The following is a 24,454-nucleotide window of genomic DNA, read 5'->3' on the forward strand; positions in this document are numbered from 1 at the left end:
TCACGCTCCGATCTTGGGGAACTTCGGCAGGCAGGCTTCCGTGTTGGCGGGGTCGCAGTCCGAAGAGTCGTGCGGACTGCACGCGCTACGGGGTGGCGGGATACTCGCGGAAAGGTCGGCCCAGCCCTTCCCTCCGAGCAGATCGCGGAGTCGGTCCTTCAGGACGTTCCCCGCTGGGAAATCACGAGAGAGTACGCACCCGGCGAGATCCCCGTTCGGGAGGACGGCGGCCCGCCCACGGGTGCACCTGCCGCACATCTCGTCCAGCGTCGGTGCATGCCCCGGCGGCATCGCGCGGCCCACGGCGCGCACCCGGTCCGTGTTGATGTGCGTCACGCCCAGGAAGGCCAGTTCGGCGCCCGCTTCGGCGACGCGTTGGTCCGGCAGGATGTCCACGATTCCGACGTACAGTGCGATGCCGCGTCGCAGGGCTTCTTCGATGTTGGCGCGGGTACGGAGGTACGACCCGTCTCTGCCGGTGATCTTGTCGTGCTCGGTCGGGTCATCGCTGTAGTAGCTGGTCGCCAACGTCACGCCGTCCCGCTCGAACGTCGCCCACCAGGCGCTCGCCACATGGAACAGGTTGGAGTAGACCTGTACTTCCAGTCCCGTCGAGAGCGCGTGGTCGGTGAAGTCGCGCCAATGGGGGTGAACGGTCGGCTCTCCGCCGATGAGCTGCACACGGGGAATGCCGAGCGCGGCGGCGTCCGTGATGACACGTCGCCAGTCGGCGGGGGTCATCGTGCCGTGCGATGCCTGCGGGCTGGACTCCGACAGGCAGTGCGCACAGGTGAGTTGGCACTTTCCCGTGATCTCCAGTTCCAACGTCTGGATACCGGCGATCGGGCGTTCGGCTAATACAGTCATGACCTTTCCCTGTTCTCTCGATTGATCCCGGCCGGGCAAGGGCGGGATCGGGGGTTGCCCCCTGCCGTCACACGGGGGCGGTCCGATCTCGGGCGGTTCTCCGGGAGTCCGGTGGACCGGGTCCGCACCGAGGGCGGAGGTTCGGGTCCCGACTCCGCCGCCGTCGCGTCCGGCCGCAGCCCCTCGGCTAGCAGCCGGACGTGTGTTGGGTCCGCCCCCTGCCGGTGATCGCTTGGGGAAGCGTGATCCGACAAGGGCAGGGGGCGGGGTTGGGGACCGGCCAGGCGGTGAGCGCGTACCAGCCGGTGTGATCGGTGGTGACGATCAAGAGGGGTGTGCCTGCGGCGAGTTGCCGGCGTGCCTGGTTGCGGAGTCCGTCTTTGAGGGCCCAGGCGCGGAGGTGTGCGGGTGCGTCGCCGAACAGGCCGGTGAGGGGGTACGGGACCGGGGCGAGCGCGCGGGGATGGATGGGGCTGGTGGCGGGGTCCGGGTCGAGTCCGTCCGCGAGCCGTAACGCCTGGTCCCGCATCCAGCGGAGGACCCGGCCCGGATAGGGGCTGGCGAAGGAGCCGAGGACCGTCCGGGCGCGCTGTCCGGTGCCGCCGACGATGCCTTCGGCGGTGACCTCGGCCCGGTAGGTGCCGCACGGCGGGGACCCGGCCGGGACGGGTGGCCGGGTCATGTGCTCACGCCGGGGAGGGTGGACGGGTCGGTGTCGGCGGGCGGGTCCCACTGCACGGTGTCGCAGACGGTCCGCGCGTAACGGCGGTGTCCGGTACGGCGGAAGTGGTACTCGGCCCACGCCTCGCCGTCGCCCACGGTGAGCCCCTGCCCGGTGTCGTCGGGCTCGGGCTCCGCACCGCACGGCGGGGTTCCGGAGACGCACTCGATGTGCACGCGGACGCCCTCGGACTCCACATGCGTCAGCGTCCACACCAGGTGCCGGAACAGGCGGGTCGTCCTCATGTAGCAGCTCCCCACCGGCCGCTGTTGGCGTTCCGCTCGGCGACGGCCGGCGAGAGAGTGTCGGCGACCGTGGCGGGCCGGACCTCCTTCCGTAACGCGTCCCACTCCCGCCCTCCCCGCGGCGGACGCAGCGCGCAACGCGTCCCGTAGACCTCCATGACCACTCCCAGGACCCCGGTTGCGGTGTCGTACACAACAGACCCGACAGCCAGTTCGTCATCAGGCACGGCGACCCCTCTCCGTAGCCGTTTCGCTACCAAGGTGGCTCAGAGTGGCCTAGAGTCGAGAGTCCTTCAACATGCCAGAGCCGAAGGAAAGGTTGGGCATCCGTTGGTTAACCGCAAGGAGTTAAACCCCGAGGAGAGCCCGGAAGCAGCTTTTGGGGCGCGTCTACGCAGCTCACGGGAAGCGCTCGGTTGGACGCAAGATCAGCTTGCCGAGCGGATCGGGTACTCCAGCACGCACATTTCAGCCGTTGAAACTGGTCGCAAACCCCCAACTGTGCGGTTCTCGCGTAGTGCAGACGCCGCCTTCGACCTCATAGGGACAGCCGACACCTTCGAACAGGCGTGGCGCGAGATCCGGCGCGGTTCGTTGCTGGAGGGATTCCCCGAGTACGTGGTGAACGAAGGCCGGGCAGCCGAAGTCCGGTTGTACGAAGTGGGCATCGTCCCCGGTCTGCTCCAGACGCCGGAGTACGCCTCCGTGCTGGCAGACAGCGCCGTCAAGCGGGGGACGATCACCGAAGACCAGGCACACGAGCGGGTCGCGGTCGTCGCCGAGAGACAAGCCGCACTCCGGCGCACGCACCCGCCCATGATCCTGGCCGTACTGGATGAGAGCTGCATCCGCAGACCCATTGGTGAACCTGCCGTCATGGAGGCACAGTTGCAGCGGTTGGTCGAGTTCGCCGAGCTGCCGAACACCGTGCTTCAGGTCGCGGACTTCGGCATGGGGGAGCGCCGCCCGTTCGATCTGCCGCTCTACATCCTGACCATGTCCGACCGGTCGCTCATGTCCTATGCCGAGTCGGCCCATCGGGGTCATCTGGAACGGGACAGCACCTTCGTGCTGCCCATACTGGGGGCCTACCATCAACTACAGGCGCACGCACTCTCCCAAGCCGCGTCTGTCGACTTGATCAACCAGTTACGAAAGGGCACCCCGTGACGACCGATTCCCCGTCCCCGCGTTGGTTCAAGTCCTCCTACAGCAACAACGGCGGCGCTTGCGTGGAGGTTGCCGCCAACTTCGCCGCCACCCTCGGCATGGTCCCCGTTCGTGACTCCAAGACCTCGGACGGTCCCGTCCTCGCCGTACCGACCTCCGCGTTCGAGTCGTTCATAGCGGGGGTCAAGGCCGGTGAGTTGGGCGCTGTCTGATCCTTCAGGATCAGTTCGCTCGGGAAACCGGCACAACTATGGAGAGCCCCGTCGACTCCAGCTTCTTCGGAGCGGCGGGGCTTCTCCTTGCCACCCAGGCCAATTGCGCTACCGGCCCGAGAGCCCGCCCCGCAACGGCAGTCGCCTGAGCCACAGGCTGGAAAGCGACTCGGCGGGGCCATGCATACCGCCTACCATCAGCTACAGGTTAGAACGCTGTCCCCGGCTCGCTCGCTCGACGAGCGAACAGATCGGAAAGGGCGCCTCGTGACGACCGAATCCCTGCCCCCGCGTTGGTTCAAGTCCTCCTATAGCTCCAACGGCGGTTCCTGCGTTGAATGGGCACCTGGATACGCCGCTGTTCATGGCCTAGTCCCGGTGGGTGACTCCAAGAACCCGAGCGGCCCCGCCCTCGCCATACCGGCCCCCGCCTTCGCGTCCTTCGTGGCAGGGGTCAAGGCCGGTGAGTTCGGCGCTGTCTGACCTTTCGGGACCAGTTCGCTCGGCAAACCGACAGAACGACAGAGCGCCCCGCCGACTCCAGCTTCTTCGGAGCGGCGGGGCTTCTTACGTCACCCAGGGCATCGCCACGCACGGTCCAGGAGCTACGTCCAGGCGTGTTCGGTCAGGGCGCGGGAGTCCTTGAGATAGCCGAGGAGCCCGAGTCTCGGGTACTCGATGATGTCCTCCGGTAGCTCGTGCACGCTGAACCACTCCAGCCCAAGACACTTCGACGGCTCCCGGCCGAACCGGAAGGCAGTCACCCCGTATGCGTCATGCAGTTGGTTCAGCTCGCCGATGATGTTCTCGGGGTCGCGAACGCGGATCTGGACATCCGGGTTGGCGCTCACGGCTGCTCCGCAGAAGGTGCAGTTGTAGGGGCAGCCGCGGCTGGCGACGATGTTCGCCTCCTTGTGTCCCTGGCTGGCAGCGGTCTTGAGCGTCGGCGTCGCACGATAGACGGCGAGACGCTGGTCCGTCCTCGTTGGGGAGGCTTGGTACGGGTCCTGCGGAAGGAACGTGCGATTGACGTAGGGCAAGGTGTTGATGTCGGGGCTGAGCATTCTGGTGTTCAGCTGTGGGTCTCGTGGGATACCGACCGCCCGGGTTCCGAGCAGGCGGTCGCGCCATAGCACGCCAGGCAGGTCGCGGCGGCGCTTCTCGTTCTCCAGAAGTGCGGCGACACGCGCTTCGCCTTCCCCGATGACCAGGGCGCGGAGGTTGGACATGCGTGGGTCGGCGAGGACACGGTCGGGCATGGCCTTGGCGTGGTGTCCGCCTGCCATCAGCGCGATGTCCGGGGCGAGCTGAGCTGCGATGCGTGCTGACATCTCGTAGGTGGGGGCGAGGAGATTCAGGGCCGCCCATCGCGGTGCCGCATCATTGACCAGTCCCGCTGTCGCCGTGATGCCGAGCCCGTGTGCCTCGGCGTCGAGGACGCCGACGTTGAACCCGCCCTGCTGCGCGCAGGTGGCGATGTAGGCCATGCCCAGCACGGGCAGTGTGTAGTCGTTGGTACGGGGCCGTTGGTCGTAGTCGCGGAGCGGCGCGTTTACGAAGAGGGCGTCGAGCGAACGGGCCGGATCGGCACCTGTGATCAGCGGTAACGGTGTCATTGCGCCTCCTGTTCAGCGGGCGTGTGACCCCCAGGTGAGGGTGGAGAGCGTCAGAGTGTGCAGGGTGGTGCGATCGGGGCCGGCCGTCCTGGTCCACATCGGGCCGAACGCCTTGTCCTTCTTGTCGGGCCAGGAGTGGTCGGGGGCGATCTGAGCGGCCCAGGTCCGGACGGCGAGGTCGTCATGCGGGTAGACGCTGAAGTCGCCCGTGTAGTCAGCCGCTGCGGCCGACGCCGTCCACGGGCCGATCCGGGGGATGGTGGTGAGTGCGGCGGCCAGCTCCTCAGCCCCCATGTGCCGCCAGCTGGCGGCACATTCCTCATAGTGGGTCGCGGCGGCCTGGAGGGCGCTGCGGTGGAATTTGGCGCCAACGGCCGTGAACTGATCCCCGTCGAGTGCCAGGACCTGTTCTGGCGCGGGGGCGATGGCCAGAGGTCCGTATGGACTGTCGATGGTGGTGCCGTAAGTCGAGCACCAAGTCCGGTACAACTTTCGTGCCTGCCCCGCTCGTACGACCTGCCGGAGAACGGCGGTGGTGATGGCGTCCCACAACCATGGGTTGGCGACGCGCCGCGTCGGGCCGAGGTTCTCCAGCCCGGCCCTGAGCGAGGCGGGGACGGTGTCTGGCAGACATCCGGGATCGGTGGAGACAACTGCCGGCTTCATGTCCTCGGCACCGCGTAGGCAGGTCATGTGCAGACCATCGCGGTCCCACGACACAACCCAGTCCCCGGACGCTGTAGCCACGGCCCGTGCGAGGCCGGTCCCATCTGCCGTCTCGATCCAGGCCGGATGGTCGGTCGTCAGTACAGGGGGCATGAAGCGCTCCTCGTGCTGGAAGGGCTGGCAGCCCATAGCCTCCCGCATCGAGGAGGTACGGCGGCGCGGATACGGGGCACCTGACCGGATCAGCTGACGAGTGAGGGCCCGCCCCTGCCTCCCATTCGTATCCCTTCGCGATGGGCTGATAGTCAAAGTAGAGGTGGGGTCCGCTCTTTATCAAGAAAATCAGCGTTGTCGGGTAAAAATCATGGACCACTCGTCCAAGAGTTCCCTACAGTCGTTCCCAAAGATGGCATATCGCTCGTAGGTCTCAAAGTCATTTAGATAAGCTGTTACGTCTCTATGGTCCCGCAAGATCAATGCCCCTGTAGCCGTTTCCACGGTGGCCAGTCTCCGGTCGTACACCGTAAATGTGTTCAGCGGCCTCTCCGGAATGTATCCGCCCAAGGGGACAACGCCAAGGCGCACATTCGGAATGCGGGAGACTGATGTGAGCCGATCCAACTGCATGGACATTTCTCTAGGGGGCAGCAGTGGCCACCTGATCGCTTGCTCGGTAAGGATGAACGTGAACGACTTCGAAGGTTCGTGAAGGACCTGCTGCCGTTCCAATTTCTTCGCAATGGTCTTCGACTGATCACCGGGCACGTCGGCGATGCTGGCACGCACGTACTCAGGCGTGGCAAGTAGTCCTGTGATCATCGACAGGAGGAAGAAGCGGAACTCTTTCGAGGCGGCTTCCAGTCTAGCCAGCTCATTCTGTTTCTTGTCCAATCCTCTGCGGCGAGAGGACCAGTGATCCTGCCATTCCGTATTGGCCGTTCTTGCCAGCGATAGAATTTCGGTGGATATGGCTTCGTCTGCCCCGAGGGCTTCCAGAATTAATTCGACATCGACCAGTGATGGCGTGAGTTTGCCGCTCTCGATGTTGCTGACCTTGGTTTGCGACATGGTGCAGCGGCGGGCGAGCCAGGTCTGCGTTTTCCCGGCTCGCTTGCGCTGACCTCTCAGTACTTCTGCTAGGTCGGATCTGGACTGACCCAGCTTCTCGGGCTCAAGCGTCAAGGCCCTTCACGTACTCCTCGAAGGGCACCGACTCGGCTACCGCGATTCGCTGGTACGCGATGAACCGGGCCACGTCCCCACCGTGGACCTCACGATTGATCTGTCGTCCATCGGGGTGATAGTTCATCAGTACCACTTCCGCGTGGTCGAAGATCCAGAAGTCCTGAACTCCTTCCAGAGGGTTCATCCGGTTGGTCACGTCCAGAATCCGGATCTTCTCACCCGCCAGCGCATGAGGTGCGTAATACTGGGAGAACTCGAATCGCAGGTAGGCCGACAGCGGTCGAGTCACGATGTGTACGCGCCCCTGCGAGCGCCCTTCCGCGGCCTGTCGGCGCAGCCGGTCGGTGTACTCGTTCGAGACGGCGTAGGGGTCGATACGCGCCCCTGCGTTGAACGCCGCGAATTCCCCTTCCTCCTGTGGCATGAGGTACTGCGGTAGGGTCTCAAGGCGCCAGGCTTCGCGCTGGAAACCCTCGAATCGTGCTGCCCAGTCCTCACCAGCCAAGAGCACGTACGGCCTCCCTCAGCACGCTTTCAGGGATTTCCACGAGCCCTTCTCCTCCGGGCGGCATGAACGCCTCGGAAACGTTGCCCTGGACGATGAACGAGCCGCTGGGGGTGCGGTAGACATTCGGGCAGTCGTCCTTCCCGCACTCCCCATTGCCGTTGCCGGTAAGTCGGGTCAGCTCCTCGCGCGCCATGCTGAAACCCCCTTGCGCCCGGCCCTGGTTGGGCCGCTGGAGTCGAAGCTACGGGGGCAAAGCCCTGGTCGTCCATGCGGCAGCACCGATATTCGCGTTGTCGGGTAACGATTTTCCCCAGGCACCGCAAGCTCAGCGCCGGAAGGCGGGGGAACGAGTCAACCTGGGTAGTGCCGTACAGGCCGGAAGCCCACCTCACACCGGCAACAACCCGATCCATGGGCCGGCAAACGAGTCGGTTCCAGAAGCTCAGCCTATGCGCCAGCGCCGCCCCAAAGTGGAAGGGCCTGAGGTTCCTGAACCTCAGGCCCTTGGCGGCGGTCCCGGCCGGACCACCGGGATCAGCTCTTTTGGCCGGCGGCCTGGAGAATCGCCTCCACGTCGAGTTTGACCTCGGCTCCGATCGATTCGGGGAGCGTGACGTGTTCACCGGGAGCGTGGACCCGGTGGATGGCGTAGTCGGTGTCGGCCGGGTCCGTGAGTACATGGAGCCGCTGGTGCCTGCGGTCGATGATGACGTACACCGGGATCCGGGCTTGCGCGTAGGCGGCGACCTTGTGGCGGAGGTCCGCCTGGTAGTTGCCGGAGGTGACCTCCAGGACCAGACGGAAGACGGACGGGTCGTAGCAGTTGGACTCCATGAGGTGTTCTCGGTAGTCGGCGTCGACGACGGCGAGGTCGGGGATGGCGTAGTCCTGCGAGCCGCCCGGGAGCCAGAGGCCGATGGCCTGGATGATCCTGGTCTCCCCACGGTGAAGCTCCGAGGCGATGAAAGGAACCATGAGCGCGGTGAGCGCCTCGCCATGGGCACCGTCTGCGGGTGGTGCCGCCGTGATGACGCCGCCGATGATCTCGATGCGGTTGCGGGGAAGCCGCTCCCTGAGGATGTTCGCCTCGTCTATCAGCGACTGCGGCTTGCCTTCACCCGGGTGCTCGACTGTGGCAGGCATCGTGTCCTCCTGAAGGCTGCTGGTGTCGAGAGCATCATCGGAAGCACATTGGCTCCTCCGCGTCCCGTATCGCGGTGTTCACACATACGAGTGAGGGCCCCGGCGGTTTGGTCCCGCCAGGGCCCTCAGCATGTCGCTTACGCGGTCACAGGTTCTCGATCACGTAGTCGACGCACGTCGTCAGCGCCTCGACGTCCGCCGGGTCGATCGCCGGGAACATCGCCACCCGGAGCTGGTTGCGGCCCAGCTTGCGGTACGGCTCGGTGTCGACGATGCCGTTGGCGCGCAGGGCCTTGGCGATCGCGGAGGCGTCGATGTCGTCGGCGAAGTCGATCGTGCCGATGACCTGGGACCGCTTGGCCGGGTCGGTCACGAACGGGGTCGCGTGCTTGGAGGACTCGGCCCAGCCGTACAGGGTCCGCGCCGAGGTCGCCGTGCGGCGGACGGCGAAGTCGAGGCCGCCCTGGCCGTTCAGCCAGGTCAGCTGCTCGTTCAGCAGGAAGAGGGTGCTGAGCGACGGCGTGTTGTACGTCTGGTTCTTCAGCGAGTTGTCGATCGCGGTCGGCAGGCTGAAGAACTCGGGAACGTGTCGGCCCGAGCCGTGCACGCGGGCCGCGCGCTCCAGGGCGGCCGGAGAGAAGACGCCGATCCAGAGGCCGCCGTCGGAGGCGAAGCACTTCTGCGGGGCGAAGTAGTAGACGTCCGTCTCGGCGATGTCGACGGGCAGGCCGCCCGCGCCGGAGGTCGCGTCCACCAGGACCAGCGCGCCCTCGTCGGCGCCCGCGACGCGCTTGATGGGCGCGGCGACGCCGGTCGAGGTCTCGTTGTGGGTGAAGGCGTAGACGTCGACGCCCTCCTCCGCCTCGGGGTCCGGGTGGGTGCCCGGGTCGCTGGAGATGATGGTCGGCTCGGCCAGCCAGGGCGCGAGCTTGGCGGCCTTCGCGAACTTGGAGGAGAACTCGCCGAACGACAGGTGCTGCGACTTGTTCTCGATCAGGCCGTGGGTCGCGATGTCCCAGAAGGCGGTGGAGCCGCCGTTGCCGAGGATCACCTCGTAACCCTCGGGAAGCTCGAAGAGGTCGCGTACGCCCTCACGCACCGCGCCGACCAGGTTCTTGACCGGGGCCTGGCGGTGGGAGGTGCCGAGGAGGGAGGAGCCGGAGGCGGCCAGGGCTTCGAGCGCCTCCGGACGCACCTTGGAGGGGCCCGCGCCGAAACGGCCGTCGGCGGGCTTGATGTCAGCGGGAATCTGGATCTCAGCCACGCACCGGAGCGTATCCGGTGCCGGTTCGTCCCCGTCACGCGGTCCGTCGGCTGAGACGGTCGCGCCCGTATTCGGACAGGTACGGGAGCGACCGCGCGACGGTGCCGGGACCGGAGCCGGGACGGGTCGGCCACGGGCGGCGCGGGGCCTGCGCGGGACCTGCGCGGGACCTGCGAAAGGGCGTACGCGGGGGGCCCGCGCGGGGCGTCAGCCCTTCTGGTGCAGCGACAGCGCGTGCAGATGCTCCACCAGCGCTATGAGCACGAACTTGCTCGACGAGTGGTCCCGCGCGTCGAACTCCACCAGCGGCACATCCGGCCCCAGGGCCAGCGCATGGCGGATGTGCTCGTCGCTGTGGAGCGGGCCGCCGAAGTCGTTGACGGCGACGATGTACGGCATCCCGTGGTGTTCGAGGCGGTCCAGCGCGTACCAGGCGTCCGGGAGGCGGCGGGTGTCGACCAGGACGACCGCGCCGATCGTGCCCGCGAGCAGACGTTCCCAGAGGAACCAGAAGCGCTCCTGGCCCGGCGCGCCGAACAAGTACAGGACGCTGCGGGCGTCGATGGTGATCCGGCCGAAGTCGAACGCGACGGTCGTGGCGTTCTTGGCGCTGACGCGGCTCGTGTCGTCCATCGTGCGCCCGGCGCGGCTCATCACCTCCTCCGTGTGCAGCGGGCGGATCTCGCTCACGGAGCGGACCATGGTGGTCTTGCCCGCGCCGAAGCCGCCGACCACGACGATCTTCAGGGCGTTCTCTGCCGGACCCGGTAGGGGGTGCCGCTGCTCGGCGGTACGGACCGCCCGCGTTCCGCGGGTCATCGGGCCTGGACGGTGCCGGTCATCGAGTGTTGCCTTCCGAAGGGTGGCGGGGGCATAACTGGAGCCGCGTGTTCCTGATCAAGTGGTGGTCACTATAGGAGAGTTGGCGATCACTTTGGGCTCTTCCCCCGGCCTTTGCCAAGGGCCTTAGGACCCTAATGGTCTCAGGGGGGATGTTTCCTCCCCGTGTGACGAGGTCGACGCGGGCATCCTGAGACGGATGGCCGAACCACGATCCCCCCGCCGCGACCGCGGTGACGCGGACGGCGGGAGAGGCGTGAAGGGCATGAGACGGACGGCGGGAGACGTATGAGAGGCACGGGCGGGGCGCGCGGAAAAGCCGGCGGCGGAGAGGTCGGCGGCGGAAAGGCCGGCGGCGGAAAGGCCGGTGGGAGAGAGCCAGGCGGGGCGGAGGCGGGCGCGCTGGCGCGGGCGCTCGCCGCGCGGGTCCGGGGCGAGGTCGACTTCTCCGCCACCGCCCGCGCCCTGACGACCATGGACGCGTCCAACTACCGGCGCGTCCCCGTCGGCGTCGTCTCCCCGCGCGACGCGGACGACGTGGCCGCCGTACTGGAGGTCTGCCGCCTCCACGGCGTGCCCGTCGTCGCGCGCGGCGGCGGTACGTCGATCGCCGGGCAGGCCACCGGCACCGGGGTCGTGCTCGATTTCACCCGCCATATGAACGCCGTCGTGGACGTGGACGCCGAGGCGCGTACGGCCGTCGTGCAGCCCGGTGTCGTACTTGACATCCTGCAGGATGTCATCCGCCCCATGGGACTCGTCTTCGGGCCGGATCCGTCCACCCACGCCCGCTGCACCCTCGGCGGAATGATCGGCAACAACTCCTGCGGGGCGCACTCCGTCGCCTGGGGCACCACCGCCGACAATGTCCGAGAACTGTCGGTCCTCACCTACGGAGGCGACGCCCTCCGCCTCGGCCGGGACCGGCCCGTCACCGCACCCGCCGGGCTCCGCGACCTCGTCGAACGGAACCTCGCCCTCCTGCGGACCGGATACCCCGCCGGGCTGCCCCGCCGTATCTCCGGATACGCCCTCGACGCGCTGCTCCCCGAGAACGGCACCGACCTCGCCCGCGCCCTCTGCGGCAGCGAGGGCACCCTCGCGCTGGTCACCGAGGCGCGCCTGCGGCTGGTCGAAGCGCCCCGCGCCCGCGCGCTCGCCGTCCTCGGCTACCCGGACGAGACCGCCGCGGCGGACGCCGCCGCCGAGCTGCTGCCGCTGCGGCCGCTGACCGTCGAGGGCATGGCGGACGACCTCGTGCCGGACGCCGACCAGGGCGGGATGCCCCGAGGCCGGGCCTGGCTCTACGTCGAGACCGGCGGCGACACGGCCGCCGAGGCCCGGTCGCACGCCTCGGCGATCGTGCGCGCGGCCGGCGCGCTCGACGGGACCGTCGTCTCCGACGCCGCCGCGATGCGGGCGCTGTGGCGCGTACGCGAGGACGCGTCCGGCACCGCCACCCGTACGCCCGACGGCGCGGAGGCATGGCCCGGCTGGGAGGACTGCGCGGTGCCGCCCGCCCGACTCGGCGCGTATCTGCGCGACTTCCGCGCCCTGCTCACCGAGCACGGGCTGCGCGGCACGCCGTACGGGCACTTCGGCGACGGCTGCATCCACGTCCGTATCGACTTCGACCTGATCAGCGAGCGGGGAGTGGCCGGATTCCGGCGGTTCTCCGACGAGGTCGCGGAGTTGGTGGTCGCCCACGGCGGCTCCCTCTCCGGCGAACACGGCGACGGGCAGGCGCGGGCCGAACTGCTGCCGAAGATGTACGGCCCCGAGCTGATCACCCTCTTCGGTCGCTTCAAAGACCTTTGGGACCCGGCGGGCGGACTGAATCCGGGGATGCTGGTGCGCCCGGACCCGCTGGACGCCGGCCTGCGGTTCGCCGTGCTGCCGAAGGAGCCCGTCGACGTCGTCTTCGGCTATCCACAGGACGGCGGCGACTTCACGGCGGCGGTACGGCGGTGTGTCGGCGTCGCCCGCTGCCGTGACACCTCGCCCGCTCCGGGCGGCGTCATGTGCCCGTCGTTCCGGGCGACGGGCGAGGAGGCCCACTCCACGCGCGGCCGGGCGCGACTGCTGCACGAGATGCTCGCGGGCGAGGTCGTACGGGACGGCTGGCGCTCGACCGAGGTCCGGGACGCGCTCGACCTCTGCCTGTCCTGCAAGGGGTGCCGCAGCGACTGTCCGGTGGGCGTCGACATGGCCGCGTACAAGGCGGAGTTCCTCCACCACCACTACGCGGGACGGCTGCGGCCCGCCTCCCACTACACCATGGGACGGCTGCCCCAGTGGCTGCGCGCGGCGGCCCCCTTCGCGCCCGCGCTGAACGCCCTTGCGCGGGTGCGCCCGCTCGCCGCGCTCGCCAAACGGGCGGCCGGGATCGCCCCGGAGCGCGACCTGCCCGTCCTCGCGCCCGTCACCTTCCGGCGCTGGACACGGGGACGGCTCGGCGGCGGCGAACGGCCGGCGGTCCTGTGGCCGGACACCTTTACCGAGCATCTCTCCCCGGAGGTGGGCCGAGCGGCGGTACGGGTCATGGAGTCGGCGGGCCTCGGGGTGGTGCTGCCGCCGGGCCGGGTCTGCTGCGGGCTCACCTATGTCTCCACCGGCCAGCTCGACCGGGCCCGTACGGTGATGCGCCGCACGCTCGACGTCATGGCGCCGCTGCTGGAACCGAGGCCGGACGCGGCGGGCCTTCCGGTGGTCGTGCTGGAGCCGAGCTGCGCGGCCACCCTGCGTACGGACCTGCCCGAGCTGCTGACCGACGACCCGCGCGCGGCCCGGCTGGCGGACTCGGTGCGCACCTTCGCCGAGGCGCTGGAGGAGTACGCCCCCGACTGGACCCCGCCGCTGCTGGACCGCGAGGCGGCGGGCCAGACGCACTGCCACCAGCACGCGGTCCTGGGCGACGCGGCGGACCGCCGACTGCGGGAACGGGCCGGGCTGCGGGGCGAGCTGAGCGGCGGCTGCTGCGGGCTCGCGGGCAACTTCGGCTTCGAGGCGGGGCATTACGGGGTGTCGGTGGCCTGCGCGGAGGAGCAGCTGCTGCCGTCGGTCCGCGCGGCGGGGCCGTCGGCCGAGGTGCTGGCGGACGGGTTCTCGTGCCGTACGCAACTGGCGCAGCTGGCGGGGCGGCGGGGGCGGCATCTGGCGGAGGTCTTGGCGGAGGGGCTGGGGGAGAAGGGGTGGGGGAAGGGCTGACGGAGGGGCTGGGTGGGGCGGAGTAGCCGTTCGGCTGTACGGATCCGGGGGCAGCCGAGAGGGATCCGTTGCCGGGCGGGCGGGGAGCCGGGTGGGGCTTGTCGGGCGCGTTCCCTTGTCGGGGGCGGGGCGCTCGGCGGGGGCCTCGGCTCCTCGTCCGGCTTCGCGTCGTGACTCAGGCCCGCGACTCAGGCCCGCGTCACGTCCCGGGCCAGTTCCACCAGCCGGGGCAACAGCGGGTGCGCCGCCGCGGTGGCCCGGTACACCAGGAAGACCGGCACCGGGTCCGTGCCCGGCAGCGGGCGGTAGGCCACGCCGGGGTGCGGATGCATCTCCGCCGTCGAGGCCACCGAGACCCCCGCGCCCCGGCCCGCGGCGATCGCGGTGAGCCAGTCGTCGGTGTTGGTGACCGTGAGCGTGGTGGCCGGGCGGGCGTCCGGAGGCCAGAGACCGAGGTGGGTGACCCCGGAGACCGGGTTCAGCAGCACAGGCCCGGACGCCAGATCCGCGAGGGTCAGGGCGGGCAGCGCGGCGAGCGGACCGTCCGAGGTGACCGCTGCCACCCTCGGCTCCCGGAACAGCTCCACGACCTCCAGCCCTGATGTGTCCACCCGTCCGCGCAGCACCGCCGCATCCACCCGGCCGCGTACGAGACCGGCCGTGCGGTCGTCGACGCGGAGCAGCTCCAGCGGGGTCTCCGGGTACTCGCGCTGCCAGCGGCGCAGCAGCGGAGTCGTGTACGGACCCAGGGCGGACCAGGCGTGACCCAGCCGCAGCGGCCTGCCGCGGGTGCCCGCCGGGTCCACCGCGTCGTTGAACGCGGCCACGGCGGCAGCCGCCTTGTCACGGAAGGCGCGGCCCTCGGCGGTGAGGGTCAGGTGGTGAGTGGAACGATCCATCAAGCGCATGCCGAGGTGCTTCTCCAACGCCGCGAGGGTGCGGGAGACCGCGGGCTGCGTCAGATGCAGCCGGGCCGCCGCCCTGGTCACGCTGGACTCCTCCGCGATGGCCAGGAAGACTCGCAGATGGCGCAGCTCGATGCTCATGCGCGTGGAGCATAACGGCAGCCCAATCGGCATTTCACGCGACAGGGCATGCGCACTAGCGTGGAGAGGCGTCAGCAGCGAGCCGCGGCGGATCCGTGGCAGCGGATCCCCGCTGATTCCTCGCTGATTCCCCGCTGATTCCGTGGTGAATCTGCGGTGAATCTGCGCTGAATCCGCAGAAGGCAGCTGAGAAGCCGTAGCGGGCCGCGGAGAGCGGCCGAGTCTGGAGGGGCGGGGTGGACGAGGTCCGCGATTCCGTCGTCGGCCCGGCCGGCGACCCGGCCGACGTACCGGTCGCCGTACCGGTCGTCGTGGAGCCGGAGGCGGCGGTCGCCGCGAGCGCGCACGGCGGTGCGAGTGCGGCCGGCGGTGCGAGTGGGCCCGGGGGTGCGAGTGCGCTCGGCGGTACCAAGGCCGTCTCCCGGTTCGCCTCGCTGGGGCCGGTCGGGCTGGTGCTCGGCGGGGTGCTCTCCGTGCAGTTCGGGGCGGCCGTCGCCGTACTACTGATGCCGCGAGCCGGTGCGATCGGCGTGGTCACGCTGCGGCTCGTCCTCGCCGCCGTGGTGATGCTCGCCTTCTGCCGCCCGAAGATCCGCGGCTACTCACGGGCGGACTGGGGAACCGTCGTCGTCTTCGGCACGGTCATGGCCGCGATGAACACGCTCTTCTACCAGGCCGCCGAACGGATCCCGCTGGGCCCGGCCGTCACCCTGGAAGTGCTCGGGCCGCTGGCTCTGTCGGTGATCGTGTCGCGGCGGCTGGTGAACCTCCTCTGGGCCGCGCTCGCCCTCGGCGGCGTCTTCCTGCTCAGCGGGCTGCTCACCGGCGACGGATTCGACCGGCTCGACCCCGTGGGAGCGCTGTTCGCCCTGGCGGCGGGCGTGATGTGGGCCGCGTACATCGTCTTCAGCGCCCGGACCGGCCGGCGCTTCCCGAAAGCCGACGGACTGGCGCTGGCACTGGCGGTCGGCGCGGTGCTGACGGTGCCGCTCGGACTCGCCGAGTCCGGGGCCAAGCTGATCGAGCCGTCGATCATCGGGCTCGGACTCGCCGTCGCGGTGCTGTCCTCCGTCCTCCCGTACACCCTCGAACTGCTCGCCCTGCGGCGGCTGCCCGCACCGACCTTCGCGGTGCTGATGAGCATGGAGCCCGCCGTCGCGGCGATGGCCGGATTCCTCGTCCTGAGCCAGGCGCTGTCCGCGACGGATGCGCTGGCCATCGCCCTGGTCATCGCGGCGAGCGTGGGCGCGGTACGGACCCAGATCGCCCGGAAACCCACGTAGTCGGCGGGGCCGCCGAGAGTCTCGTCGGCCCGCTGCCGAAGTCTCGTCCGCTGGGCCGGCCGCCGGCAGGCTTTCGGGGGCGGCCCGGATGTTCCCTCGGCCTGGCGGTCTCGCCTTCTCGCCTTCTCGCCTGTTCTTGCCCGGCGGCCCAGGGGTGGTCCCGCCCCTCGGCCTGGCGTTTGGGGCCCTACCGTCTCGGCTCGCTGTCTTGGGGTGGTCTCACCCCTCGCCGGGTCTGGGGCCCGCCCCTGACTTGGCGGCCTGGCGGCTCCGCCCTCACGGTCGGCGGTCAGGCGAGCCCCACGCGCACAGGACCCTCACCCGGCCCGCGCTCCGGGCGGGAAGGTGCTGCCTGGGCTACGGCCTCCGTGGGCTGCCCGATTCCGTCCGGGGCCGCGGGACATCCCGTCCAGGTCCGTAGGACCGCCGGGCCCGCCGGACCCCCTGCGCGCCGCACGGCGGCCCCGCCCCGCCCCGCCCGACCGGGGAGACAACTTAAAGCAAGCACGCTTGATTGTTTCTGCTCCCGCTGCCATGCTCCGGGGCACACCGCCGTCGTGTCCCCAGGGAGCGCACCGTGTCCGACCCGACCGTCGTACTGGACGATCTGCGCGACGAGAGCGATGGTGTCGACCAGTTGGTGCGGGAACTGCCCGCCGGGGAGTGGGCGCGGCCCACCCCCGCGCCCGGCTGGTCGATCGCCCATCAGATCGCCCACCTCGCCTGGACCGACGCGGCGGCCCTCCTCGCCGTCACCGACCCCGACGCGTTCGCCGTCGAGACGGAGAAGGCGTTCGCCGCGCCCTACTCCTTCGTCGACGCGGCTGCCGAGAAGGGCGCCCTCCGCCCGCCCGCCGAACTGCTGGCCCGGTGGCGCGAGGGCCGCGAGGAACTGTGGCAGGCCCTGGGCGAGGCCGCGCCCGGCGCGCGGTTCCCCTGGTACGGCCCGCCGATGAGCGTCACCTCCATGGCGACGGCCCGGCTGATGGAGACCTGGGCCCACGGCCAGGACATCGCCGACTCCCTCGGCATCCCGCGCCCGCCGACCGCCCGGCTGCGCCATGTGGCCTTCATCGGCGTCCGCGCCCGCGACTTCGCCCACGGGGTTCATGGACTCACCCCGCCGTCCGTGCCGTTCCGGGTGGAGCTGACCGGACCGGACGGCGAACTGTGGACGTACGGCCCCGAGGACGCGCCCCAGCGGGTGACGGGCCCCGCCCTGGACTTCTGCCTCCTGGTCACCCAGCGGGCGAACCGGGCCGACCTCGCCGTCCGGGCCGAGGGCGACGACGCGGACCGCTGGCTGGACATCGCCCAGGCGTTCGCGGGCCCGGCGGGCCAGGGCCGCGAGCCACGGGACCCCTCGGGCCAGGGCCGCGAGCCACGGGGCGCGGCGGACGGCCGCGACGATGCCCGCGACCGGCGCGGCCCCGCCGACGCCGACTCCGACTCCGGTGGCGAGGCGGTGTCATGACCGGTGACGTCCTCCGTATCGGGAACGCCTCCGGGTTCTACGGCGACCGCTTCGACGCCCTGCGCGAGATGCTCACCGACGGGCCCCTCGACGTCCTCACCGGTGACTACCTCGCCGAGCTGACCATGCTCATCCTCGGCCGCGACCGGCTCAAGGACCCCCGGCTCGGCTATGCCAGGACGTTTCTGAGGCAGTTGGAGGACTGCCTCGGCCTCGCGCACGAGCGAGGGGTGAAGATCGTCGCCAACGCGGGCGGCCTCAACCCCGCCGGGCTCGCCGACGCCGTACGCGCGCTCGCCGAACGCGTCGGCGTACCCGCGAAGGTCGCCCATGTGGAGGGCGACGACCTCCTCGGCCGGAGCTGGGGCCCCGGCGTACTCACCGCCAACGCCTATCTCGGCGGGGGCGGTATCGCCGCCTGTCTGCGCGCGGGCGCGGACATCGTCGTCACCGGCCGGGTCACCGACGCGGCCCTCGTCACCGGCCCAGCCGCCGCCCACTTCGGCTGGGCCCCCGGAATCCCCGGAATCCCCGGAATCCCCGGAATCCCCGGAATCCACGGGAATTCCCAGGACCTCCACGCGCTCGCGGGCGCGGTCGTCGCGGGCCATGTGCTGGAGTGCGGCACCCAGGCCACCGGCGGCAACTACGCCTTCTTCACCGGCCACGACGTCCGCCGCCCCGGCTTCCCGCTGGCCGAGATCCACGCGGACGGCAGCTCCGTCATCACCAAGCACGACGGCACGGGCGGACTCGTCGACATCGGCACGGTCACCGCTCAACTGCTGTACGAGACCGGGGGCGCGCGCTACACGGGCCCGGATGTGACGGCCCGGCTCGACACCGTACGGCTGGAGCAGCAGGGCCCCGACCGGGTCCGTATCAGCGGCGTGCGCGGCGAACCGCCCCCGCCGACGCTGAAGACCGGCCTCACCCGGATCGGCGGCTGGCGCAACGAGGTCGTGTTCGTGCTCACCGGACTCGACATCGAGGCCAAGGCGCGGCTGGTGCGGGAGCAGTTGGAGGACGCGTTCGGCACGGACCGGCCGTCCGAGGTGCGCTGGGAACTGGCCCGTACGGAACGGCCCGACGCGGATACCGAGGAGCGCGCCAGCGCCTATCTGCGGCTCGTCGTCCGCGACGGCGACCCGGAGCGGGTGGGGCGTGCGATCACCGGCGCGGCGGTCGAGCTGGCGCTCGGCAGCTATCCCGGCTTCCATGTGACCGCGCCGCCGGGGAAGGGCGCGCCTTACGGGGTGTTCGGCGCCGAGTACGTCGACGCGGCCACGGTCGCGCACACGGCGGTGCTGCCCGACGGCAGCCGCGTCCGGATCCCGGCCCCCGCGCGTACGGCGACTGCGTTCCCCGCGCGTACGGAGGCGGGCGGGCCGCTCGACAAGCCGCCGGCCGGGCTGCCGGAACCGTGGACCGCGACCGGCCCCACCCGTACCGCCCCCCTCGGGCTCATCGCCGGAGCCCGCAGCGGCGACAAGGGTGGGGACGCCAACGTCGGCGTCTGGGCCCGTACCGCCGACGCCTGGCGCTGGCTCGCCCATGAACTGACCGTGGACCGATTCCGCGAACTGCTGCCCGAGACCGCCGAACTGGTCGTCGTACGCCATGTGCTGCCCAATCTCCGCGCCCTGAACTTCACCGTCGAGGGCGTCCTCGGCGAGGGAGTCGCGTCGCGGGCACGGTTCGATCCGCAGGCCAAGGCGCTGGGGGAGTGGCTCCGGTCCCGCCATGTGGAGATCCCGGAGGAACTTCTGTGACCGTCATCGCATCGGCGCTCGACCCCGACGGACCCGAGTTCGCCGCCCGCCGCGCAGCCATGCTCGCCAAACTCGCCGAACTGGACGCCGAGCACGCCAAGGCGCTCGCGGGCGGCGGCGAGAAGTACGTTGCACGCCACCGGAAGCGCGGAAAGCTCCTCGTGCGGGAGCGTGTCGAACTGCTCCTCGACCCCGACACGCCCTTCCTGGAACTCTCGCCGCTCGCGGCCTGGGGCAGCGACTGGCCCGTCGGCGCTTCGATGGTCACCGGCATCGGCGTGGTGGCGGGCGTGGAGTGTCTGATCACGGCGAACGACCCGACCGTACGCGGCGGCGCGTCCAACCCCTGGACGCTGAAGAAGGCGCTGCGGGCCCATGAGATCGCGTACGCCAACCGGCTGCCGGTCATCTCGCTGGTGGAGTCCGGCGGGGCCGATCTGCCGTCCCAGAAGGAGATCTTCATCCCCGGCGGGGCCCTCTTCCGGGATCTGACCCGGCTCTCGGCGGCCGGGATCCCGACGATCGCGGTCGTGTTCGGGAACTCGACGGCGGGCGGGGCGTACGTCCCCGGAATGTCCGACCACACCATCATGATCAAGGAACGGTCGAAGGTGTTCCTCGGCGGGCCGCCGCTGGTGAAGATGGCGACGGGTGAGGAGAGCGACGACGAGTCGCTCGGCGGCGCGGAGACGCACGCCCGGATCTCCGGTCTCGCGGACCACTTCGCGCTCGACGAGCCGGACGCGATCCGCCAGGCGCGGCGCGTGGTCGCCCGCCTGAACTGGCGTAAGGCGCACCCCGATCCGGGCCCCGCCGACGCCCCGAGGTACGCGTCCGGGGAGCTGCTCGGCATCGTTCCCGAAGACCTGAAGACGCCCTTCGACCCGCGTGAGGTCATCGCCCGGCTCGTCGACGGCTCGGACTTCGACGAGTTCAAGCCCCTGTACGGGACGAGTCTGGTGACGGGCTGGGCGCGGCTGCACGGCTATCCCGTCGGCGTGCTCGCCAACGCGCGGGGCGTGCTGTTCAGCGCTGAGTCGCAGAAGGCGGCGCAGTTCATCCAGCTCGCCAACCAGCGCGACATCCCCCTGCTCTTCCTCCACAACACCACCGGCTACATGGTCGGCGAGGAGTACGAGCAGGGCGGGATCATCAAGCACGGCGCGATGATGATCAACGCGGTGTCGAACTCCCGGGTTCCGCATCTGTCGGTCCTGATGGGCGCGTCGTACGGCGCGGGCCACTACGGCATGTGCGGCCGGGCCTTCGATCCGCGCTTCCTGTTCGCCTGGCCGAGCGCCAGATCGGCGGTCATGGGCCCGCAGCAGCTCGCGGGGGTCCTGTCGATCGTGTCGCGCGCGTCGGCGGCGGCGAAGGGCCTTCCGTACGACGACAGGGCCGCCGAGGCGGACGCGGGCCTGCGGGCCATGGTGGAGCGGCAGATCGAGGCGGAGTCGCTGCCGGTGTTCCTGTCCGGGCGGCTGTACGACGACGGGGTCATCGATCCCCGCGACACCCGGACGGTTCTCGGGATCTGTCTGTCCGCGATCCACACGGCTCCGGTCGAAGGGACGCGCGGAGGCTTCGGGGTCTTCCGTATGTGAGGAACCGTCACATGAGACCGCGTCAGGCGTGCGCGTGCCGTCGGAACTTCCGGAACATGAGAGACCTTTCGGAGCATGAGAGACCTTTCAGGATGTGAGAGAGACCTTGATGATTCGTTCTGTTCTGGTCGCCAACCGGGGCGAGATCGCCTGCCGGGTGTTCCGGACCTGTCGTGAACTGGGCATCTCGACGGTGGCCGTGTACTCGGACGCCGACGCGTCGGCGCTTCACGTCCGCGAGGCCGACGCGGCGGTACGGCTGCCGGGGGCCGCGCCGTCGGAGACGTATCTGCGCGGCGATCTCATCGTGAAGGCGGCGCTGGCGGCGGGCGCGGACGCGGTGCATCCGGGGTACGGATTCCTCTCCGAGAACGCGGAGTTCGCGCGTGCGGTGGCCGGCGCGGGCCTGGTGTGGATCGGTCCGCCGCCGTCCGCGATCGAGGCCATGGCCTCCAAGACGCGGGCCAAGGAGCTGATGGGACTGGAGCCTCTGTCGGAGGTGACCGCCGCCGATCTCCCGGTTCTGGTGAAGGCGGCGGCGGGCGGCGGCGGCCGGGGCATGCGGATCGTCCGCTCGCTCGCGGCCCTGGACGCCGAACGGGAGGCGGCGCGTGCGGAGGCGGCGTCCGCCTTCGGCGACGGCGAGGTCTTCGTCGAGCCGTACATCGAGAACGGCCGTCATGTGGAGGTCCAGATCCTGGCGGACACCCATGGCACGGTGTGGGCGCTGGGCACCCGCGACTGCTCCCTCCAGCGCCGCCACCAGAAGGTCGTCGAGGAGTGCCCGGCACCAGGTCTCGCCCCGGAGCTGGTCTCCTCCCTCCACGACGCGTCGGTGTCGGCGGCCCGCGCGGTGGGCTATGCCGGCGCGGGCACGGTCGAGTTCCTGGTCGCGGCGGACGGCACGGCCCACTTCCTCGAAATGAACACCCGCCTTCAGGTCGAACACCCGGTGACGGAGGAGGTGTTCGGCGTGGACCTGGTGGCAATCCAGCTCTCGATCGCGGAGGGCGGGAGGCTCTCTCCGGAGCCGCCGCCCGCGATGGGCCACGCGGTGGAGGCGCGTCTGTACGCCGAGGACCCGGCAGCGGGCTGGACTCCCCAGACGGGAGTGCTGCACGAGCTTTCCTTCCCCGGCGGGCCGCCGCCCTTCCCCGGCGAGGGTGGCGCGTACGTGAACGGGTCGGCCGGTGCCGGTGCCGGTGCCGGTGCCGGTGGCGGTGGCGGTGCGTCGGGCGGGGGCCGGGACGCCCACTTCACGGGCCGCGCCGAGCCGGAGGCATGGCGGGCGGCCACCGCCGCCCCTCGCCTGCGCGTCGACACCGGTTACACCCACGGCGACGCGATCGGCGTCCACTACGACCCCATGATCGCCAAGGTCGTCGCCTGGGCGTCCACCCGCGAGCAGGCCGTACGACGGCTCGCGCACGCCCTGCGCCGGGCGCGGGTGCACGGTCCGGTGACCAACCGGGAGCTGCTGGTCCGATCGCTGGAGCACCCCGAGTTCACCGCTGGACGGCCCGACACCGGGTTCTACGACCGGAACCTCGGGGACCTGACGAGCGCCCCGACGGGGGAGGAGTACGCGGCCGTCGCGGCGGCGCTGGCCGCTGCGGCCGGCTCGTACGCCGGCGACGCGCATACGGTCGGCTCGTACGCGGGCGGCGGTGTTCCACGGCGGCTCGGGGCCTGGCGCAATGTGCCCTCCCAGCCCCAGATCAGGGCCTACGGCGACCACGAGATCCGCTACCGCCCCACGCGCGACGGGGGATTCACCGTCGAAGGTCTGCCCGGCGTACGGGTCGTCACGGCGACGCCCGACCGTGTCACCCTCGAAGTCGACGGGGTCGTACGGACCTTCCAGGTCACCGAGCACGCGGACGGCCGCGTCCATGTCGACTGCCCCACCGGCTCGTACGCGCTCACCGCCCGCCCCCGCTTCCCCGACCCGCAGGACCGGACCGAGCCCGGGTCCCTGCTCGCGCCCATGCCCGGAACCGTCGTACGGGTCGGGGAGGGGCTCGCCGAGGGGAGCCGGGTGGAGCGGGGGCAGCCCCTCGTCTGGCTGGAGGCGATGAAGATGGAGCACCGCATCGCCTCTCCCGCCGACGGCGTGCTCGCCGCGCTCCACGCCCTGCCGGGCCGCCAGGTCGAGGTCGGCGCGCTGCTCGCCGTCGTACAGGAAGCGCCGGACCCTCAAAACGAGGGGGTCGCAGAGGTCGCCGACAGCGCCGAGGCCCCCGGCGGCGCGGAGGCCGCCGAGCCCACGGAGGTTTCGGAGTAGCCCCTACCCGCGCCCGTACGGGAGACCCCGCCGCCGACCCCGCCCGAGCGCCCCGCGCCCGCCACCGCACACACCCCGTACCCCGTACCCGTACCCCCGCACCCCCGTACCCCGTACAGGAGGAGACCCGTGAAGACAGAGAGCCAGGAGCACCAGGACCTCCGCGCCGCCGTCGCCGCGCTGGGACGGCGGCACGGACGCGGATACGACCGGGAAGCGCTCTGGGCGGAGGCCGCCAAGCTCGGCTATCTCGGGGTGAACCTCCCCGAGGAGTACGGCGGCGGAGGCGGCGGACTCGCCGAACTCTCCATAGTGCTGGAGGAGTTGGGAGCGGCCGGCTGCCCGCTGCTGATGATGGTCGTCTCGCCCGCCATCTGCGGCACGGTCATCGCCCGCTTCGGCACCGAGGAGCAGAAGCGCGCCTGGCTCCCCGGTCTCGCCGACGGTTCCCGCACCATGGCGTTCGGGATCACCGAGCCCGACGCCGGCTCGAACGCGCACCGGATCACCACCACGGCCCGCCGCACGGACGACGGCTGGAGTCTCACCGGGCGCAAGGTCTTCATCTCCGGCGTGGACATCGCCGACGCCACCCTCGTCGTCGGCCGTACGGAGGACGCCCGGACCGGCCGTCTCAAGCCCTGCCTCTTCATCGTCCCCACGGACGCCGAGGGCTTCCACCGCTCGCGCATAGAGATGGAGATCGAGGCCCAGGAGAAGCAGTTCGAGCTGGTGCTGGACGAGGTGCGGCTGCCCGCCGACTCACTCGTCGGCGACGAGGACGCCGGACTGCTCCAGCTCTTCGCCGGGCTCAACCCCGAGCGCGTCATGACCGCCGCCTTCGCCATCGGCATGGGCCGGTACGCGCTCTCCCGCGCCGTCGACTACGCCAAGGACCGCCAGGTCTGGAAGACCCCCATCGGCGCGCACCAGGCCATCGCCCACCCCCTCGCCGAGACGCACATCGAACTCGAACTCGCCCGCCTGATGACACGGAAGGCCGCGTACCTCTACGACGAGGGGGACGACGCCGGAGCGGGCGAGGCCGCGAACATGGCCAAGTACGCGGCGGGCGAGGCATGCGCACGGGCCGTGGACCGCGCCGTCCAGACGCTCGGCGGGAACGGTCTCACCCGCGAGTACGGCATCGGATCGCTGATCACCACGTCCCGCGTCGCCCGGATCGCTCCGGTGAGCCGGGAGATGATCCTCAATTACGTATCCCATCAGTCCCTGGGTCTCCCCAAATCGTACTGACAGGCGCGATTCTGGCCGTCCGCGCGGCCCTGTCGCGCGGCCCCGTCCGCGCAGCCGTCCGCGCGGCCCGTCCACAGAGCGAGGGGTCTC

23 protein-coding genes are annotated in these 24,454 nt (G+C 70.5%); 10 read left to right on the plus strand and 13 right to left on the minus strand.

What is annotated here, in order from left to right; genetic code table 11:
* The 4 genes from ACWEFL_RS14695 to ACWEFL_RS14710 form a co-directional block, all read right to left on the minus strand.
* Entirely contained in the window at positions 1 to 867 is an 867-nt protein-coding gene (locus ACWEFL_RS14695; protein ID WP_451711698.1) for a radical SAM/SPASM domain-containing protein, read from the minus strand.
* Positions 868 to 1,054: 187 nt separating this feature from the next.
* Positions 1,055 to 1,549: a hypothetical protein gene (locus ACWEFL_RS14700; protein WP_451711701.1), complete on the minus strand. Its 495-nt coding sequence runs from the start codon at positions 1,547 to 1,549 to the stop codon at positions 1,055 to 1,057.
* Positions 1,546 to 1,833, minus strand: a complete 288-nt coding sequence (locus ACWEFL_RS14705) for a DUF7848 domain-containing protein (protein ID WP_451711704.1) — start codon at positions 1,831 to 1,833, stop codon at positions 1,546 to 1,548. The genes ACWEFL_RS14700 and ACWEFL_RS14705 overlap by 4 nt, the downstream gene beginning before the upstream one ends.
* Positions 1,830 to 2,060 (minus strand): hypothetical protein, encoded by a 231-nt coding sequence (locus ACWEFL_RS14710; RefSeq protein WP_451711706.1) that lies wholly within the window; start codon positions 2,058 to 2,060, stop codon positions 1,830 to 1,832. Before ACWEFL_RS14710 ends, ACWEFL_RS14705 begins: the two co-directional genes overlap by 4 nt.
* Positions 2,061 to 2,163: 103 nt before the next feature.
* Between ACWEFL_RS14710 and ACWEFL_RS14715 the strand changes: the two genes are divergently transcribed.
* The 3 genes from ACWEFL_RS14715 (at position 2,164) to ACWEFL_RS14725 (ending at position 3,698) form a co-directional block, all read left to right on the plus strand.
* Positions 2,164 to 3,003, plus strand: coding sequence for a helix-turn-helix domain-containing protein (locus ACWEFL_RS14715; protein WP_451711709.1), 840 nt, complete (start codon positions 2,164 to 2,166; stop codon positions 3,001 to 3,003).
* Entirely contained in the window at positions 3,000 to 3,215 is a 216-nt protein-coding gene (locus ACWEFL_RS14720) for a DUF397 domain-containing protein (protein WP_451711711.1), read from the plus strand. Before ACWEFL_RS14715 ends, ACWEFL_RS14720 begins: the two co-directional genes overlap by 4 nt.
* Before the next feature lie 267 nt (positions 3,216 to 3,482).
* On the plus strand, positions 3,483 to 3,698 hold the full coding sequence (locus ACWEFL_RS14725) for a DUF397 domain-containing protein (RefSeq protein ID WP_451711714.1): 216 nt from the start codon (positions 3,483 to 3,485) through the stop codon (positions 3,696 to 3,698).
* Between the two features lie 122 nt (positions 3,699 to 3,820).
* Here ACWEFL_RS14725 and ACWEFL_RS14730 read toward each other — a convergent pair whose 3' ends face one another.
* The 8 genes from ACWEFL_RS14730 to ACWEFL_RS14765 all read right to left on the minus strand — a co-directional run bounded on the left by ACWEFL_RS14730 (position 3,821) and on the right by ACWEFL_RS14765 (position 10,416).
* The gene (locus ACWEFL_RS14730) at positions 3,821 to 4,831 is read right to left on the minus strand and encodes a cobalamin-dependent protein (RefSeq protein ID WP_451711717.1); all 1,011 of its coding nucleotides are present in this window, start codon (positions 4,829 to 4,831) and stop codon (positions 3,821 to 3,823) included.
* 12 nt (positions 4,832 to 4,843) lie between these two features.
* Positions 4,844 to 5,650 (minus strand): hypothetical protein, encoded by an 807-nt coding sequence (locus tag ACWEFL_RS14735; protein WP_451711720.1) that lies wholly within the window; start codon positions 5,648 to 5,650, stop codon positions 4,844 to 4,846.
* A gap of 189 nt (positions 5,651 to 5,839) precedes the next feature.
* Positions 5,840 to 6,679 (minus strand): helix-turn-helix domain-containing protein, encoded by an 840-nt coding sequence (locus tag ACWEFL_RS14740; RefSeq protein WP_451711722.1) that lies wholly within the window; start codon positions 6,677 to 6,679, stop codon positions 5,840 to 5,842.
* Entirely contained in the window at positions 6,669 to 7,193 is a 525-nt protein-coding gene (locus ACWEFL_RS14745) for a DUF6879 family protein (RefSeq protein ID WP_451711725.1), read from the minus strand. Before ACWEFL_RS14745 ends, ACWEFL_RS14740 begins: the two co-directional genes overlap by 11 nt.
* Complete coding sequence (locus tag ACWEFL_RS14750; RefSeq protein WP_451711728.1) at positions 7,177 to 7,383, minus strand: hypothetical protein; 207 nt, start codon at positions 7,381 to 7,383, stop codon at positions 7,177 to 7,179. Before ACWEFL_RS14750 ends, ACWEFL_RS14745 begins: the two co-directional genes overlap by 17 nt.
* A gap of 341 nt (positions 7,384 to 7,724) precedes the next feature.
* Positions 7,725 to 8,333 (minus strand): Uma2 family endonuclease, encoded by a 609-nt coding sequence (locus tag ACWEFL_RS14755; RefSeq protein WP_451711730.1) that lies wholly within the window; start codon positions 8,331 to 8,333, stop codon positions 7,725 to 7,727.
* Positions 8,334 to 8,478: 145 nt separating this feature from the next.
* Positions 8,479 to 9,597, minus strand: coding sequence for a phosphoserine transaminase (serC, locus tag ACWEFL_RS14760; RefSeq protein ID WP_451711733.1), 1,119 nt, complete (start codon positions 9,595 to 9,597; stop codon positions 8,479 to 8,481).
* A gap of 207 nt (positions 9,598 to 9,804) precedes the next feature.
* Complete coding sequence (locus ACWEFL_RS14765) at positions 9,805 to 10,416, minus strand: GTP-binding protein (RefSeq protein WP_451711736.1); 612 nt, start codon at positions 10,414 to 10,416, stop codon at positions 9,805 to 9,807.
* Positions 10,417 to 10,725: 309 nt separating this feature from the next.
* On the opposite strand from ACWEFL_RS14765, the gene ACWEFL_RS14770 reads away from it, so the two are divergent.
* A complete protein-coding gene (locus tag ACWEFL_RS14770) occupies positions 10,726 to 13,644 on the plus strand; it encodes an FAD-binding and (Fe-S)-binding domain-containing protein (RefSeq protein WP_451711738.1) in 2,919 nt (972 codons plus the stop codon).
* Positions 13,645 to 13,832: 188 nt separating this feature from the next.
* On the opposite strand, the gene ACWEFL_RS14775 is transcribed toward ACWEFL_RS14770, so the two are convergent.
* The gene (locus tag ACWEFL_RS14775; RefSeq protein ID WP_451711741.1) at positions 13,833 to 14,690 is read right to left on the minus strand and encodes a LysR family transcriptional regulator; all 858 of its coding nucleotides are present in this window, start codon (positions 14,688 to 14,690) and stop codon (positions 13,833 to 13,835) included.
* A 311-nt stretch (positions 14,691 to 15,001) separates the two neighbouring features.
* On the opposite strand from ACWEFL_RS14775, the gene ACWEFL_RS14780 reads away from it, so the two are divergent.
* The 6 genes from ACWEFL_RS14780 (at position 15,002) to ACWEFL_RS14805 (ending at position 24,364) form a co-directional block, all read left to right on the plus strand.
* Positions 15,002 to 15,973 (plus strand): EamA family transporter, encoded by a 972-nt coding sequence (locus tag ACWEFL_RS14780; protein ID WP_451712106.1) that lies wholly within the window; start codon positions 15,002 to 15,004, stop codon positions 15,971 to 15,973.
* Between the two features lie 577 nt (positions 15,974 to 16,550).
* Positions 16,551 to 17,447, plus strand: coding sequence for a TIGR03084 family metal-binding protein (locus ACWEFL_RS14785; RefSeq protein ID WP_451711744.1), 897 nt, complete (start codon positions 16,551 to 16,553; stop codon positions 17,445 to 17,447).
* Positions 17,444 to 19,219 (plus strand): acyclic terpene utilization AtuA family protein, encoded by a 1,776-nt coding sequence (locus ACWEFL_RS14790; RefSeq protein ID WP_451711746.1) that lies wholly within the window; start codon positions 17,444 to 17,446, stop codon positions 19,217 to 19,219. Before ACWEFL_RS14785 ends, ACWEFL_RS14790 begins: the two co-directional genes overlap by 4 nt.
* Positions 19,216 to 20,823 carry an acyl-CoA carboxylase subunit beta gene (locus tag ACWEFL_RS14795; protein ID WP_451711748.1) on the plus strand — a complete coding sequence of 536 codons (1,608 nt, stop codon included), beginning with the start codon at positions 19,216 to 19,218 and terminating at the stop codon, positions 20,821 to 20,823. The genes ACWEFL_RS14790 and ACWEFL_RS14795 overlap by 4 nt, the downstream gene beginning before the upstream one ends.
* A gap of 109 nt (positions 20,824 to 20,932) precedes the next feature.
* Entirely contained in the window at positions 20,933 to 23,107 is a 2,175-nt protein-coding gene (locus tag ACWEFL_RS14800; protein WP_451711751.1) for an acetyl/propionyl/methylcrotonyl-CoA carboxylase subunit alpha, read from the plus strand.
* A gap of 129 nt (positions 23,108 to 23,236) precedes the next feature.
* Positions 23,237 to 24,364 carry an acyl-CoA dehydrogenase family protein gene (locus tag ACWEFL_RS14805; RefSeq protein WP_451711753.1) on the plus strand — a complete coding sequence of 376 codons (1,128 nt, stop codon included), beginning with the start codon at positions 23,237 to 23,239 and terminating at the stop codon, positions 24,362 to 24,364.
* Positions 24,365 to 24,454 lie beyond the last annotated feature (90 nt).

The organism is Streptomyces sp. NPDC004838 (assembly GCF_053600955.1).